The 15,987-nt window shown below is 36.4% G+C and carries 15 protein-coding genes; 13 read left to right on the top strand and 2 right to left on the bottom strand.

The window, feature by feature from the left end; genetic code table 11:
- The first annotated feature begins 40 nt into the window (after positions 1–40).
- The 8 genes from A6J68_RS10980 (at position 41) to galE (ending at position 9,205) form a co-directional block, all read left to right on the top strand.
- Positions 41–1,386, top strand: a protein-coding gene (locus A6J68_RS10980; protein ID WP_370657101.1) for an IS3-like element IS861 family transposase whose coding sequence is annotated in 2 segments (ribosomal slippage) — positions 41–497 and positions 497–1,386 — 1,347 coding nt in all. Because the reading frame shifts where the segments join, the coding sequence is not laid out codon by codon here.
- Positions 1,387–1,392: 6 nt separating this feature from the next.
- Positions 1,393–2,277 carry a tagatose-6-phosphate kinase gene (locus tag A6J68_RS10975; RefSeq protein WP_001879117.1) on the top strand — a complete coding sequence of 295 codons (885 nt, stop codon included), beginning with the start codon at positions 1,393–1,395 and terminating at the stop codon, positions 2,275–2,277.
- Position 2,278: 1 nt separating this feature from the next.
- A complete protein-coding gene (gene lacD / locus A6J68_RS10970; RefSeq protein WP_000524689.1) occupies positions 2,279–3,256 on the top strand; it encodes a tagatose-bisphosphate aldolase in 978 nt (325 codons plus the stop codon).
- 53 nt (positions 3,257–3,309) lie between these two features.
- On the top strand, positions 3,310–4,206 hold the full coding sequence (locus tag A6J68_RS10965; RefSeq protein ID WP_001018638.1) for an aldose 1-epimerase family protein: 897 nt from the start codon (positions 3,310–3,312) through the stop codon (positions 4,204–4,206).
- A 94-nt stretch (positions 4,207–4,300) separates the two neighbouring features.
- Positions 4,301–5,152 carry a helix-turn-helix domain-containing protein gene (locus A6J68_RS10960; protein WP_000345944.1) on the top strand — a complete coding sequence of 284 codons (852 nt, stop codon included), beginning with the start codon at positions 4,301–4,303 and terminating at the stop codon, positions 5,150–5,152.
- Between the two features lie 100 nt (positions 5,153–5,252).
- On the top strand, positions 5,253–6,386 hold the full coding sequence (locus A6J68_RS10955; protein WP_000229966.1) for an ABC transporter ATP-binding protein: 1,134 nt from the start codon (positions 5,253–5,255) through the stop codon (positions 6,384–6,386).
- A 128-nt stretch (positions 6,387–6,514) separates the two neighbouring features.
- Positions 6,515–8,122: a glycoside hydrolase family 13 protein gene (locus A6J68_RS10950; protein ID WP_000716721.1), complete on the top strand. Its 1,608-nt coding sequence runs from the start codon at positions 6,515–6,517 to the stop codon at positions 8,120–8,122.
- Positions 8,123–8,209: 87 nt separating this feature from the next.
- Positions 8,210–9,205: a UDP-glucose 4-epimerase GalE gene (galE, locus tag A6J68_RS10945; protein ID WP_000279628.1), complete on the top strand. Its 996-nt coding sequence runs from the start codon at positions 8,210–8,212 to the stop codon at positions 9,203–9,205.
- 20 nt (positions 9,206–9,225) lie between these two features.
- On the opposite strand, the gene A6J68_RS10940 is transcribed toward galE, so the two are convergent.
- Positions 9,226–9,906: a response regulator gene (locus A6J68_RS10940; RefSeq protein WP_000382776.1), complete on the bottom strand. Its 681-nt coding sequence runs from the start codon at positions 9,904–9,906 to the stop codon at positions 9,226–9,228.
- Between the two features lies 1 nt (position 9,907).
- On the bottom strand, positions 9,908–11,434 hold the full coding sequence (locus A6J68_RS10935) for a sensor histidine kinase (protein ID WP_000728122.1): 1,527 nt from the start codon (positions 11,432–11,434) through the stop codon (positions 9,908–9,910).
- Positions 11,435–11,587: 153 nt separating this feature from the next.
- Here A6J68_RS10935 and A6J68_RS10930 point away from each other — a divergent pair, with 153 nt between their 5' ends.
- The 5 genes from A6J68_RS10930 (at position 11,588) to A6J68_RS10905 (ending at position 15,985) form a co-directional block, all read left to right on the top strand.
- Positions 11,588–12,925 carry a 2-hydroxycarboxylate transporter family protein gene (locus tag A6J68_RS10930; RefSeq protein WP_000786048.1) on the top strand — a complete coding sequence of 446 codons (1,338 nt, stop codon included), beginning with the start codon at positions 11,588–11,590 and terminating at the stop codon, positions 12,923–12,925.
- A 24-nt stretch (positions 12,926–12,949) separates the two neighbouring features.
- Positions 12,950–14,113, top strand: a complete 1,164-nt coding sequence (locus A6J68_RS10925; protein WP_001293700.1) for an NADP-dependent malic enzyme — start codon at positions 12,950–12,952, stop codon at positions 14,111–14,113.
- Positions 14,114–14,303: 190 nt separating this feature from the next.
- The gene (locus A6J68_RS10915; RefSeq protein ID WP_000286789.1) at positions 14,304–14,648 is read left to right on the top strand and encodes a thioredoxin domain-containing protein; all 345 of its coding nucleotides are present in this window, start codon (positions 14,304–14,306) and stop codon (positions 14,646–14,648) included.
- A 76-nt stretch (positions 14,649–14,724) separates the two neighbouring features.
- Entirely contained in the window at positions 14,725–15,066 is a 342-nt protein-coding gene (gene yajC / locus A6J68_RS10910) for a preprotein translocase subunit YajC (protein WP_000056607.1), read from the top strand.
- Between the two features lie 166 nt (positions 15,067–15,232).
- A complete protein-coding gene (locus tag A6J68_RS10905) occupies positions 15,233–15,985 on the top strand; it encodes an isoprenyl transferase (RefSeq protein ID WP_000469560.1) in 753 nt (250 codons plus the stop codon).
- Positions 15,986–15,987 lie beyond the last annotated feature (2 nt).

Here is a 15,987-nt window from a genome sequence, read left to right as displayed (position 1 = left end):
AAAGTTAGACAAAAAATCTAACGATTGGGGTGCTTTTCTGATGAAATTAAGTTATGAAGATAAACTAGAAATATACGAGTTAAGAAAGATCGGGATGTCCTGGTCTCAGATTAGTCAACGATATGATGTTCGTATCTCGAATCTTAAATACATGATAAAACTCATGGATCGGTATGGTGTAGAAATCGTCGAAAAAGGTAGAAATGAGTATTATCCACCTGAATTAAAGCAGGAAATGATAGATAAAGTCTTGATTCATGGTTGTTCTCAACTCTCTGTTTCTCTTGATTATGCTCTCTCTAATTGTTCTATACTCACAAATTGGCTTTCCCAATTTAAGAAAAATGGTTATACTATTGTTGAGAAAACAAGAGGGAGACCGAGTAAAATGGGACGTAAGCGTAAGAAAACTTGGGAAGAAATGACAGAGCTCGAGCGACTTCAGGAAGAAAATGAGCGCTTGAGAACGGAGAATGCCTTTCTAAAAAAGTTGAGGGATTTGCGCTTGAGGGACGAAGCCTTACAGAGCGAACGGCAGAAACAATTAGAGAAATGGTCACAGGAGGATTCCGACTAGACCTCTTACTTGAGATAACTAAGATAGCTCGTGCAACTTACTATTATCAACTAAAGAAACTGAATAAACCAGATAAAGACAAAGCAATCAAATCTGACATTCAATCCATTTATGATGAACATAGAGGAAACTATGGCTATCGTCGGATTTATTTAGAACTGCGAAATCGTGGCTTTGTCATCAACCACAAAAGGGTGCAAGGCTTGATGAAAAGTATGGGCTTGACTGCTCGTATTCGTCGTAAGCGCAAGTATGCCTCTTACAAAGGTGAGGTTGGTAAGAAGGCTGATAACCTGATTCAACGCCAGTTTGAGGGGTCGAAGCCCTATGAGAAGTGCTATACCGATGTGACGGAGTTTGCTTTACCTGAAGGGAAACTTTATCTATCGCCTGTTCTTGATGGCTATAACAGTGAGATAATTGATTTTACCCTGTCTCGGTCTCCTGCCTTGAAACAGGTTCAAACCATGCTTGAGAGGGCTTTTCCTGCGGCTTCATACAGCGAAACCATTCTCCACAGCGACCAAGGCTGGCAGTACCAGCACAAGTCCTACCATCAATTTCTGGAGGACAAAGGCATTCGTCCTTCTATGTCACGGAAGGGGAACAGTCCTGACAACGGTATGATGGAATCTTTCTTTGGGATTCTAAAGTCTGAGATGTTCTATGGCTTGGAGAAGTCTTACAAATCACTTGATGACCTTGAGCAAGCTATCACAGATTACATTTTTTACTACAACAACAAGCGAATCAAAGCAAAACTAAAAGGACTTAGTCCTGTGCAATACAGAACTAAATCCTTCACTTAAAATAAATTGTCCAACTTTTGGGGGTCAGTACAAAATCGGGTTACCGACGTCTCCAAAACACCTGGTGGTAAGGGATTAAATGTGACTCGTGTTCTTTCTCAACTTGGCGATAATGTAGTGGCAACTGGTCTATTAGGGGGGCATTTTGGAGATTTCATCCGAAGTGGCTTAGATGCATTGGAAATCAGACACCAATTTTTAAGTATTGGTGGAGAAACACGTCATTGTATTGCAGTTTTACATGAGGGTCAGCAGACTGAAATTCTAGAAAAAGGTCCACATATTACTAAAGATGAAGCAGGCGCCTTTTTGAATCATCTAAAACTTATCTTTGATGCTGCAACTATCATAACAGTATCAGGAAGTTTACCAAAGGGACTCCCCTCAGATTATTATGCTAGGTTAATCTCCCTAGCGAATCACTTTAATAAGAAAGTTGTTTTAGACTGTTCAGGAGAAGCATTACGTTCGGTTTTAAAATCTAGTGCTAAGCCGACCGTCATTAAACCTAACCTTGAAGAATTAACACAATTAATTGGAAAGCCAATTAGCTATAGTTTAGACGAATTAAAATCTACCTTACAGCAAGATATTTTTAGAGGAATTGATTGGGTTATTGTTTCCTTAGGTGCTAGGGGAGCTTTTGCTAAACATGGGAATCACTACTATCAAGTGACGATTCCAAAAATAGAAGTTATCAATCCAGTTGGTTCAGGGGATGCAACGGTTGCAGGAATCGCGTCTGCTTTAGAACATCAACTAGATGATATAAATTTACTTAAGAGAGCTAATGTCTTGGGTATGCTTAATGCACAAGAAACATTAACAGGGCATATCAATCTGACCTACTATCAAGAATTAATCAGTCAAATCCAAGTGAAAGAGGTATAGGATGGGATTAACGGAACAAAAACAAAAACATATGGAACAATTGAGTGATAAAAATGGTATTATTTCGGCCTTGGCTTTTGACCAACGTGGAGCATTGAAGCGATTAATGGCAAAATATCAATCTGAGGAGCCCACTGTTTCTCAAATAGAAGCACTTAAAGTTTTGGTAGCTGAAGAATTAACCCCTTACGCTTCATCAATGTTGTTAGATCCAGAATATGGGTTGCCAGCTACGAAAGTTTTAGATGACAATGCCGGTCTTTTACTTGCGTACGAAAAAACAGGTTATGATACCAGTAGTACCAAGCGACTCCCAGACTGTTTAGACATTTGGTCTGCGAAACGCATTAAAGAAGAGGGGGCAGACGCAGTTAAGTTCTTACTTTATTATGATGTTGATAGTTCGGATGAAGTAAACGAAGAAAAAGAAGCTTATATTGAACGGATTGGTTCTGAATGTGTTGCAGAAGACATTCCTTTTTTCCTTGAAATTTTGTCATATGATGAAAAGATTACGGATAGCTCAGGTATTGAGTATGCCAAAATTAAGCCACGTAAGGTTATTGAAGCTATGAAAGTTTTTTCAAATCCTCGATTTAATATTGATGTCTTGAAGGTGGAAGTGCCTGTCAATATGGACTATGTAGAAGGTTTTGCGCAAGGAGAGACTGCTTATAATAAAGCGACAGCTGCGGCTTATTTTAGAGAACAAGATCAGGCGACACTACTCCCCTACATTTTTTTGAGTGCAGGAGTTCCTGCTCAGCTTTTTCAAGAGACTCTTGTGTTTGCTAAAGAAGCTGGTGCTAAATTTAACGGTGTCCTTTGTGGTAGAGCAACTTGGGCTGGAAGTGTTAAAGAGTATGTTGAAAAAGGAGAAGCTGGTGCACGTCAATGGTTACGTACAATAGGTTTTCAAAATATTGATGAACTAAATAAAATTTTGCAAAAAACAGCAACTTCTTGGAAGGAAAGATAATTGCTAGAGAAAAGTTGGTAAAGCAATTATTGCTCTTTATGAAAGGAAAAATAATGGCTATTACGATACAAAATCATGAGTTGCAAGTGACATTAAAAGCGTTAGGTGCAACAATGACTTCTATTACAGATAGTCAAGGCGTTGAGTACCTTTGGCAAGGGGAACCCACTTATTGGGGTGGGCAAGCTCCTATTTTATTTCCTATATGCGGAAGTGTTCGAAATGATTGCGTCATTTACAGACCAGCTCAAGCTCCACATTTTACGGGTATCATACCAAGGCATGGCTTTGTACGTCACAAAACATTCGACTATGATTACATATCGGATTCTTCTGTTCGTTTTACAATTAAAAGTAGTGAAGAAACGTTGATAAATTATCCTTATCGTTTTAGTTTAGAAATAACTTACACCTTAAGAAATAAAAGCATTGCCATTACATATATTGTCAAAAACTTAGAATCAGAAAAAAATATGCCATATGCTATCGGAGCTCACCCAGGCTTTAATTGCCCTTTGTTTGAAAAGGAAGTATTTAGTGATTACTATCTAGAGTTTGAACAGTTTGAAACTTGCACAATTCCTGAGTCGTTTCCGGATACAGGCTTGTTAGATTTACAAGCTAGACATCCTTTTTTAGAAAATCAAAAACAATTATCTCTTAATTATGCTTTATTTGAAAAAGATGCTATTACTTTAGACCAACTACGATCTAAGACGGTCTACTTAAAATCTAGAAATCATGCAAAAGGAATCCAACTTGACTTTGATGATTTTGAGAATCTTATTCTTTGGACAAGTAACAATGGTGGTCCTTTTTTGGCTTTGGAACCCTGGAGTTCCTTGTCAACTTCTATTGAAGAGTCTGATATTTTAGAAGATAAACAAAATATCGTACGGCTTAATCCAAAGCAGTCGAAACAGCATTCTATTCGGATCACTATTTTATAACAGAAACTTTCTGAGGAGACATTCTCCTCTTTTTCTGTGCTCAAAAAGAGGTTATAAATATGATATAATGAACAAAACTGTAGTGGAGGATGCCATGGATTTTAAGGAACTGTTTCCAGAAGTTATTACTAAACAGGAAGTTAAACAGAGTGAGGATTATATCATCGTTGAGCAAGATGGTCATGTCCTCCACTTTCCAAAATCTTCGCTAACTAAGCGTGAACTATGCTTATTACAAATGACACAAAGCCTGGAAGAGGCGAGTTCAGTGGATTCTCAGAATCCTTGGTACCGCTATCTAGTTGAAGGTCGTGGAAGGTTGCCCCAATCTCATTCGGCAGTCCAATTTATTTTTATTGAGCATCAATTTACCTTATCAGAAGAACTTAAGGATTTCTTGTCGCCTTTAGTAATAAACGTAGAAACAATTATGACAATTAATCAAACCCAAAGTGTCATGATTTTAAATCAGGATAATTTCTTTAATGCTACGGAATTACTAACAGATATTTTACCAACGATTGAAAATGACTTTAACACGCGTTTAAGATGCTATTTTGGAAATAGTTGGACGCATCTACAAGCAGTGGACTGGAAAGAATTATATGAAGAAGAATATAAACTTTTTACGCTTTTTCTTAGTCACAAGGCCGAACAACATTACTGTCGATTTCCAAAGATGGCTTTATGGGCTTTGGCAAATCAATCGCCCATGCCTTCTATTAAAGCAAAATGTTTACAACATATCCTTGATACGAGTGATACTTCGGCTATAATAAAAGCCTTGTGGCAAGAGCAAGGGAACCTTGCTAAAACGGCTAAGGCACTTTTCATTCATCGGAATTCATTGCAATATAAATTAGATAAATTTACCCAATCTTCGGGGCTTAATTTAAAAATATTAGATGATTTAGCCTATGCCTATTTAATTTCGATGGATACCTAAAATTTAGTTAGTTTGCACAAGAAATTTAGGCAAGGTTACCATTATATGAAAACCCTTTCTTTGCTATAATAAAATCACAATAATAAAAGAGGTCAATCTAATGGTAGAATTAAATTTAAATCATATTTACAAAAAATATCCAAGTGCATCGCATTATTCTGTTGAAGACTTTGACTTGGATATTAAAGACAAAGAATTTATTGTTTTTGTTGGACCATCAGGTTGTGGGAAATCAACAACACTTCGTATGATCGCAGGTCTTGAAGATATTAGTGAAGGTGAGCTCAAGATTGATGGCGAAGTTGTCAATGACAAATCACCTAAAGATCGTGATATTGCTATGGTTTTCCAAAACTATGCTCTTTATCCACATATGACTGTTTACGATAATATGGCTTTTGGGCTCAAATTGCGTAAATTCTCAAAACAAGAAATTGATAAGCGCGTTCGTGAAGCAGCAGCTAATATTGGCCTTACTGAATTCTTAGAGCGCAAACCTGCGGATTTGTCAGGTGGACAACGCCAACGTGTTGCTATGGGACGTGCTATTGTGCGTGATGCCAAAGTGTTCTTAATGGATGAGCCTTTATCTAACTTAGATGCTAAATTACGTGTTTCAATGCGTGCTGAAATTGCAAAAATTCATCAACGTATTGGTTCAACAACTATTTATGTTACCCACGACCAAACAGAGGCGATGACTTTGGCAGACCGTATTGTCATTATGTCAGCTACTAAGAACCCTGATGGTGATGGTACAATTGGTAAAATTGAGCAAGTTGGTTCACCACAAGAACTCTATAATCTTCCTGCTAATAAATTTGTTGCGGGATTCATCGGTAGTCCATCTATGAACTTCTTCAAAGTTAAAGTTGAAAATGGTATGATTATTAGTGAAGATGGTCTTCGAATCGCTATCCCTGAAGGTCAAGAAAAACTTTTAGAATCACGAGGCTATAAAGGAAAAGAATTGATTTTTGGTATTCGTCCAGAAGACATTTCAAGCAATCTTCTTGTCCAAGATACTTATCCAAATGCCAATGTTGAAGCAGAAGTTTTAGTTTCTGAATTACTCGGTAGCGAAACTATGCTTTATGTTAAGTTAGGTCAAACAGAATTTGCTTCTCGTGTTGAAGCGCGTGACTTCCATAATCCAGGAGAAAAAGTTAACCTAACGTTTAATGTTGCTAAGGGGCATTTCTTTGATGCAGATACTGAACAAGCTATTCGTTAAGGTATAAGCGATATTCATAAAAAGGTTGGGTTCCAGCCTTTTTATAATGTTATTTGCGCAAACGCTTGCACTAAAAGAGGAAAAACGTTAAAATAAAAGATGAATGAATTATTGATAGGAGAAGAATAATGAAGAAACACTGGTGGCATAAAGCTACGATTTATCAAATTTACCCACGTTCATTTATGGATTCAGATGGTGATGGTGTGGGGGACATTAAAGGGATTACTAGCAAACTAGACTACCTTGAAAAATTAGGGATTACTGCTATCTGGTTATCACCTGTTTACCAAAGTCCAATGGATGACAATGGTTATGATATTTCAGATTATCAAGCCATTGCAGATATTTTCGGTGACATGAATGATATGGACCAACTGTTACAAGAGGCAAATCAACGCGGGATTAAAATCATCATGGATTTGGTAGTGAATCATACCTCTGATGAACATGCTTGGTTCGTAGAAGCGCGAGAAAACCCTAATAGTCCTGAACGTGATTTTTATATTTGGCGAGATGAACCTAACGATTTGACTTCTATTTTTAGTGGCTCAGCTTGGGAATATGATAAAGCATCAGGTCAATATTATTTGCACCTTTTTAGCAAACGTCAGCCTGATCTCAACTGGGAGAATGAAGCTTTACGTCATAAAATTTATGATATGATGAATTTCTGGATTGATAAGGGTATTGGTGGTTTCCGTATGGATGTCATTGATTTAATTGGGAAAATTCCAGATAAGGGCATTACTGGTAATGGACCAAAACTCCATGATTATCTTAAAGAAATGAACAGAGCTAGTTTTGGAAAGCATGACTTATTGACGGTGGGTGAAACTTGGGGAGCAACGCCAGACATTGCAAAACAATACTCAAATCCCGATAATGAAGAATTATCTATGGTCTTTCAATTTGAACATGTAGGTCTTCAACATAAACCTGACGCTCCTAAGTGGGATTACAGTGACGGATTAGATGTTCCAGCATTGAAAGATATTTTTACAAAATGGCAAACACAATTGGAGCTTGGCCAAGGTTGGAATTCTTTATTCTGGAATAATCACGACCTTCCTCGGGTGCTCTCGATTTGGGGAAATGATAGTGATAACAGAAAACAATCTGCCAAGGCTCTAGCAATCCTACTACATTTGATGCGTGGAACGCCTTACATCTATCAAGGTGAAGAAATTGGTATGACCAATTATCCATTTGAGTGTTTAGCAGATGTAGATGATATTGAATCCCTTAACTATGCTAAAGAAGCCATGGATAATGGGGTATCTGAAGCAACAATTTTAGATAGTATTCGTAAAGTCGGTCGTGATAATGCTCGTACTCCAATGCAGTGGAGTCAAGGACATCAAGCTGGTTTTACTAACGGTACCCCATGGCTAGCAGTCAATCCCAATTATCAGGAAATTAATGTGGAGGCAGCGTTAAATGATACGGAAAGTATTTTTTATACTTATCAAAAATTAGTTGCTTTACGTAAAGAACACGACTGGTTAGTTGATGCTGATTTTAAACTTTTGGAAACAGCAGATAAGGTATTTGCTTATGTTCGTCAAACAGATAAAGAACGTTATTTAATAGTTGCAAACTTATCCGATCAAAACCAATCTTTTGAATTTCCAGAAGCTGTTAAAGAAACTATTATTTCAAATACAGAGGTTCAAGAAGTACTATCAAGTAACACTCTCAAGCCGTGGGATGCCTTCTGCATAGAGCTATTCTAATTTCGGTAGATATTTGCAAAAAAAGCTTATTCTCAGTATAATGAGGTAACAAATGATGTTAAAAGAGTATTGAAATAGGAGAAAAATATGGCAGTTCTGATTTTAGGTGGCGCCGGTTACATTGGCTCGCATATGGTTGATCAGTTAATCACACAAGGAAAAGAGAAAGTTATTGTTGTTGATAACTTGGTAACAGGTCATCGTCAAGCGGTGCATTCAGATGCGATTTTTTATGAAGGAGATTTATCCGATAAAACGTTTATGCGTCAAGTTTTTAGGGAAAATCCTGATGTAGATGCTGTTATCCATTTTGCGGCATTTTCACTAGTTGCTGAGTCAATGGAAAATCCTTTAAAATATTTTGATAATAACACTGCTGGAATGATAAAACTTTTAGAAGTAATGAATGAATGTGATATCAAAAATATTGTCTTTTCATCAACAGCTGCAACATATGGTATTCCAGAACAAGTTCCTATTTTAGAAACAGCTCCTCAAAATCCTATTAATCCTTATGGCGAAAGTAAGCTTATGATGGAAACAATTATGAAATGGGCTGATCAAGCCTACGGTATTAAGTTTGTCGCTCTACGTTACTTCAACGTTGCTGGAGATAAACCGGATGGCTCAATTGGGGAAGATCATAAACCAGAAACACATTTGTTACCAATCATTCTTCAAGTTGCTCAAGGAGTACGTGACAAAATAATGATTTTTGGAGATGATTACAATACTCCAGATGGAACTAATGTTCGAGATTATGTGCATCCATTTGATTTGGCAGATGCTCATATATTAGCAGTTGATTACCTTCGCCAAGGGAATGAATCAAACGTGTTTAATCTCGGATCTTCGACAGGTTTTTCTAACCTTCAGATGTTAGAGGCGGCTCGTCGTATTACTGGGAAAGAAATTCCTGCTCAAAAGGCAGCTCGTCGTCCAGGAGATCCAGATACGCTTATTGCTTCCTCAGAGAAAGCTCGTCAAATGCTTGGGTGGGAGCCTAAATTTGATAATATTGATAAAATTATTTCATCGGCATGGGCATGGCATTCTAGTCATCCAAATGGCTACGAAGATTAAAAAAACTTAGGTCTACAGGCCTAAGTTTTTTTTATAAGCTTATAAACTTTGTAAGGACGACCGACCTTAGTATAAATTTGCTGACTTGTCAGAAGGCCTTTTTCTTCCATATAGGCAATATATTTCCTAACAGAGACATGAGAAAATTGACTGCATTTTGCTAACTCTTGGATAGTGAAAGGCTGCTCTAACTCTTGAATGGCATCAAGAATATGCTGATAGGTAATTTCAGAGAGCCCTTTCTCATCAAGTTTAACCTCTCCCTCTAGCCATCCAGAATCTATTTTTTGAAAGTGATCGATGTTGTCTTGATAGATTTTATCAGCTTCAAATGTATGATAATGATTTAGGAATTTTTCAATACTAGACTCAAAGCGTTCAAATGTAAATGGTTTTATCAGGTAATCTACAATACCTAAATGAAATGCTTCTTTGACAGTGTGCGCCTCGTTGGCTGCTGAAATAACAATGACTTCGGTATTTTGGTGTTGATTGCGTAATAACTTTAATAATTCTAGACCATTGCCTTCTTTAATATGAATATCTAAAAGAACAAGTTGGATTTTAATGTCATTAAGATAAGCAATAGCTTGTGTTTGACTAGCAGTTGAATAGATGTTTTGAAAATAATTGAGTTTTTCAAGGTAATTGCGGTGGATAAATTCCACCATAGGATCATCTTCGATAATTAATACGTCCATACTAAGACCCTTCTGAGTAGATAATATTTGTTCTTATAATAACCTTATTTTGTTTTAAAGAGATCTTATAAGTAGCTCTTGAATCTACAAGTAACTGTTGAAAATAAGCGTCGTTGAAATACTGATGGTAGTCATTGAGTAACCACTTCTCATTCTCCCATTGATAATCTGTTTCAATGAGGTTATTTTGATAATTTAAACGTAAAGAAACTAAAGTCGTTGAATTTAATAGCGTGAGTATCTTCGTATTAATATATCTGTGGAGCAAGAGATAGTTATTAACATCCTCAACAGTTGACTTGGTAGGGATTTCTACTAAAATTTCTGTGGATAGATTGATGTGTTTTTCTGCGAATTTTTCTCTTTCGCCAATAATGAAACTAGCCAGTCGAGGCTCTCTAACTAACATTGATAAGCGTGCTAAAAATTCATTTTGTGGCTCCAATAATTCTTTTAAATAAATTTTCAACTCGTCGTAGTATTCGATGTCTGCAAGTCCATAAATAACATGAAGTTGATTCATAAATTGATGTGTTTGGGCCTGTAGAGCAGAAGCATAAGCTGTAGTGTGTGCTAATTGATCCAAAGTGAAAAGTGTTTCAGTAACATTCCTTAAGAAGACAACATAGCCTCTATTTTGTGTTTTAACCGTAATTGGCGAGATAGATAGTAAATAGTCTTGTCCTTGAAAATGTAATACTTGTTCAGTTTTTTTTGAAAAATGATCCTGCTTGAGTTGAGGAATTAAAGATTCTAATAATTTACCTGAAAATAGGTCTCGTTGCCCCTCTTTTTTGAATAATAAACTAGCTGCAGGATTATTTCTTTTGATGATATGCCTCTGGTCAATAACAAATACAGCGGCTTGAATTTGGTCCAGTGTTGCATTGCGCTCTTCTAAATGTTGAAAAATATCACTTGGATGGAGGTTGTGAAGTTGTTTTTTTAAGCCATAAGAAATTATACTTGTGACGACTAAGCTAATCAAAATACTAATCAAGAGAGGCTTACTAAACTCTTTTATGCTGCTTTGAGATAAGTCTCCAAGTGTCGTTAATTTTAAGCCAACTGCAATTGCCCCAACCTGTTTTTGGTGATCATATACTGGAATTAAGTATCGTAAAGATTTTCCTAAAGAACCTTCTGCAGTAGACATAATAGCTTTTCCCTTAAAAACAGCTTGTTCATCACCGCCTTGAAATGGTTTACCAATCTTAGTGGAGTCAGGGTGGGTAAAACGGATCCCTTTTAAATTTATAAGGACAATATAGTCTAAATTTGATTTTTTGCTAAGGAATAGCATTTGTTTTTGGAGACTTTGATTATAGTGATTATCTTTGAGTGTTTGTATAACTTGTGGATTTCTCGATAAAGCATAACCAGTATTTTTTAAGATTTTTTCTTCCTGTACCCTTACCATACGATAGGACTGATGTATAGTGACATAATAAAAAATAGAAAATATACAAATGGTCATAGTGACTAAAATCAATGATAGAAATGCCCAAAGAGATAGTTTTTTTTTCATCAGCATCCTCCGAGTTTAGTATAACATAGCCTAAAAACTAGAATCCAGCTTAAATTAATTAAATAAGTTGAAATAATTCAATTACTTAAATAAACTTCCTTATCACTAAGTCCCAAAGTAAACTGTACATAAGAAGTAAAAGGAGGTGCTTTCATGGCAGACGTGAAGGTAGTGAATAATGAGGGTTCTAGAGGTCAAAAGCAAGACTTAAAGACTAAACTATTTCATATTAAGGTAGGCTCAGTTCCCTTACCAGTATATGTTTGTTTAGCATTATTGATTCTTCTAGCAGGCTTTTTACAAAAATTGCCAGTCAATATGCTAGGAGGATTTGCAGTCATCTTAACAATGGGATGGTTCTTAGGTACTATTGGAGCTAGCATCCCTGGTTTTAAAAACTTCGGTGGCCCAGCTATTTTATCTTTATTAGTACCATCTATTTTGGTGTTTTTCAACCTCATTAATAAAAATGTTTTAGAGTCAACAAATATGTTGATGAAGCAAGCTAACTTTCTTTATTTTTATATTGCTTGTTTAGTGTCCGGTAGTATTTTAGGGATGAATCGGAAAATGTTGATTCAGGGATTACTAAGAATGATTTTCCCCATGTTATTAGGAATGGTTTGTGCGATGATGGTAGGGACATTTGTCGGTGTTATTTTAGGCTTAGAGTGGCGACACACTTTGTTTTATATCGTAACACCCGTTTTAGCTGGTGGTATTGGTGAAGGTATTTTACCATTATCGTTAGGCTATAGTTCAATTACCGGTGTAGCTAGCGAACAACTAGTTGCTCAACTCATCCCAGCCACTATTATTGGTAATTTCTTTGCCATTTTATGTACTGCACTATTGAATCGTTTGGGAGAAAAGAAACCACACTTGTCTGGTCAAGGGCAATTAGTAAGGTTAAATAAAGGAGAGGACATGTCAGATATTATTGCTGATCATTCTGGCCCAATTGACGTTAAGAAAATGGGTGGAGGTGTTTTAACAGCATGTAGTCTCTTTATTTTTGGACATTTGTTGCAGCAATTAACTGGATTTCCTGGTCCCGTATTAATGATTATCGCAGCAGCTATTTTGAAATATATCAATGTTATTCCTAGAGAAACACAAAATGGAGCTAAGCAACTTTATAAATTTATTTCTGGTAATTTTACATTTCCTCTAATGGCAGGGCTAGGATTGCTTTATATCCCGTTAAAAGATGTTGTGGCAACGCTTAGCATACAATATTTCATAGTTGTTATTAGTGTTGTATTTACAGTTATTTCTGTTGGATTCTTTGTATCGCGATTCCTTAATATGAATCCTGTTGAAGCAGGTATTATTTCAGCTTGTCAAAGTGGTATGGGAGGAACAGGAGATGTTGCCATTTTAAGTACAGCAGACCGAATGAACTTGATGCCATTTGCTCAAGTTGCTACGCGTTTAGGAGGAGCTATTACTGTTATCACGATGACAGCCATTTTACGCATGTTATTCTAATATTTATCAAAAGGAGTTATCAAAATGAGTGAAAATTTAGGTCAATTAGCTATCAACCAAGCTAGAGAAAATGGTGGAAAATTAGAAGTAATTTCAAAAGTTAAGGTGGAAGATAAGAGGGATCTTAGTATTGCCTATACCCCAGGGGTGGCGTCAGTATCATCGGCTATTGCAGAGGATGTGGAGCTTGCATATGAGTTGACGACTAAAAAAAATACAGTAGCCGTAGTAAGTGATGGTTCAGCTGTTCTTGGATTAGGAGATATTGGTCCTGAGGCAGCAATGCCAGTCATGGAAGGTAAAGCAGCACTCTTTAAACGTTTTGCAAATGTAGATGCTGTGCCAATTGTGTTGAAAACAAATGATACAGAGGAAATTATTTCTATAGTAAAAGCGATTTCGCCGACTTTTGGAGGGATTAATTTAGAGGATATTTCAGCACCACGTTGTTTCGAAATTGAACAACGCCTAATTGAAGAATGTGATATACCAGTTTTCCATGATGACCAACATGGTACAGCAATCGTAGTATTAGCGGCTTTGTTTAACAGTTTGAAGTTAGTTAAAAAAGACATTGAAGATATCAAAGTAGTTGTTAATGGTGGAGGTTCAGCGGGCTTATCTATAACAAGGAAGCTTCTATCAGCAGGAGCAAAACATGTAACGGTAGTTGATCGATTTGGCATTATTAACGATAAAGATCGGGAGTCATTAGCCCCTCATCACAAAGCGATTGCAAAATTGACTAATAGAGAATTCCAATCTGGATCCTTAGAAGATGCTTTGGAGAATGCCGATGTTTTTATAGGTGTTTCTGCTCCGGAAGCATTACATGCAGAATGGATTTCCAAGATGGCTGATAAACCTATTGTATTTGCAATGGCGAATCCTATTCCAGAAATTTATCCAGATCAAGCCTTAAAAGCCGGAGCTTACATAGTTGGAACTGGTCGTAGTGATTTTCCAAATCAAATTAATAATGTTTTAGCATTTCCGGGTATTTTCAGAGGAGCATTAGATGCTAGAGCAAAAACGATAACTGTTGAAATGCAAATTGCGGCAGCGAGAGGCATAGCTAGTTTAATACCGGAGGAAGAATTAAGCACAACTCACATCATTCCAAATGCTTTTCAAAATGATGTGGCCGATGTAGTTGCTAAAAGCGTTAGTAATGCTGTACAAAAATAAGGTGTAAAATAAAAACTGAGCTATGCTCAGTTTTTTTGATGAGTCATTTAAATATGAGTGAGCATTTTTGAGGATAGTTTGAAGCGAGAAGTGAGTTAATGATTTTGATAGAATCGTTGTTACTCTTGCCTTGCAAGTTTTGCCATCATAGGTTATTCTTTAAATATAAGATTTAGAAAGTTGGTTAACTATGTATTCTTTTGAAGAACTTTTGGCAACCATGACTTTGATAACGGCTGCCGAAATTGAAGATAAAATTGATTCAAATCAAGATTTTGTACTGTTCATTGGTCGTATTTCTTGTCCATTTTGTCACCTCTTTGTTCCTAAAATTGTAGAAGTAGCTGATGAAGATGAATTTGAATTATTCCATTTAGATAGTGAAGATTTTGATCATTGGACTGCAAATAAAGATTTTCGAAATAAATATGACATTCCTACAGTGCCAGGTTTGATGGTTGTTAAAAACGGAACTATCAAGGTGAAGTGCGATTCAAAAATGACAAAAGAAGAAATCCGTGAATTTATTGGCTAAGAGACAGTATCTCCTTGCAGATATAGCATAAATCTGCTATAGTAATGATTACGTAGAACACGGAAAGGAGAATCAAATGAGCTTACCTATTATTATGCTTGTTGTTATGGTTGGTATGATGTTCTTCATGCAACGTCAGCAAAAGAAACAAGCACAAGAACGTCAAAAACAATTGAATGCTGTTCAAAAAGGTGATGAAATTGTCACAATTGGTGGTCTTTTTGGAGTAGTTGATGAAGTTAATACTGAAGCACAACGAATGGTTTTAGATGTTGATGGTGTCTACTTGACGTTTGAGTTGGCAGCTATCAAATCTGTTGTCTCTAAGGCAGCAACACCAACAGAACCAGTTGAAGATGTTAAGATTATTGAAGTCAATGAAGACGAAAATAAAGAAACAGCCATCGAAACTGAATAAGATATGTAGGACCAGATGATTGTTCTGGTCTTTTTAGTTTGCTGTCACAAATGGCATTTTAATACTCAAAAATAAGTTAAAATGTGGTAAAATGTTATAGTATGGGATATTTCCAGCTCTTTTAAAAGGGCTGATAAGAAAAACGATTGCTAAATTAAGGAACATTATGTTTATATTTAAAAGAAAAAAACAAGTAGAAATGCCTTTGGAGAAAATACCAGCACATATTGGTATTATCATGGATGGTAACGGACGTTGGGCAAAAAAACGTTTAAAACCACGCGTTATGGGACATAAGGCGGGGATGGATGCTCTTCAAGAAGTTACAATAGCAGCTTCAGAATTAGGTGTTAAAGTACTAACTGTCTATGCCTTTTCTACAGAAAATTGGTCACGTCCAGATGATGAAGTTAAGTTTATTATGAACCTTCCGGTTGAATTTTTTGATAAATATGTACCAGAGTTAGATAAAAATAATGTACGTGTACAGGTCATCGGAGATACTCATAAATTACCTAAGGCAACATACGATGCAATGCAACGCGCTTGTTTGAGGACAAAACATAATTCGGGGCTCGTATTGAATTTTGCGCTAAATTATGGCGGACGTTCAGAAATCACTAATGCCATTAAGGAAATTGCTCAGGATGTTTTGGAAGCTAAGTTGAATCCTGACGATATTACAGAGGATTTAGTAGCAAATCATTTAATGACAAATAGCTTACCCTATCTTTATAGGGACCCTGATTTGATTATCCGCACTAGTGGAGAGTTACGCTTGAGTAACTTTTTACCTTGGCAATCAGCTTATAGTGAATTTTACTTTACTCCCGTTTTATGGCCAGATTTTAAAAAAGACGAACTACATAAGGCCATTGTGGATTATAATCAACGCCATCGTCGATTTGGTAGTGTATAGAA

Origin of the sequence: Streptococcus sp. 'group B', from assembly GCF_002073795.1 — a bacterium.
Lineage (GTDB): Bacteria > Bacillota > Bacilli > Lactobacillales > Streptococcaceae > Streptococcus > Streptococcus agalactiae.
Note: the sequence above shows the minus strand (reverse complement) of the source record. Positions and strands in the feature narration are given on the sequence as shown.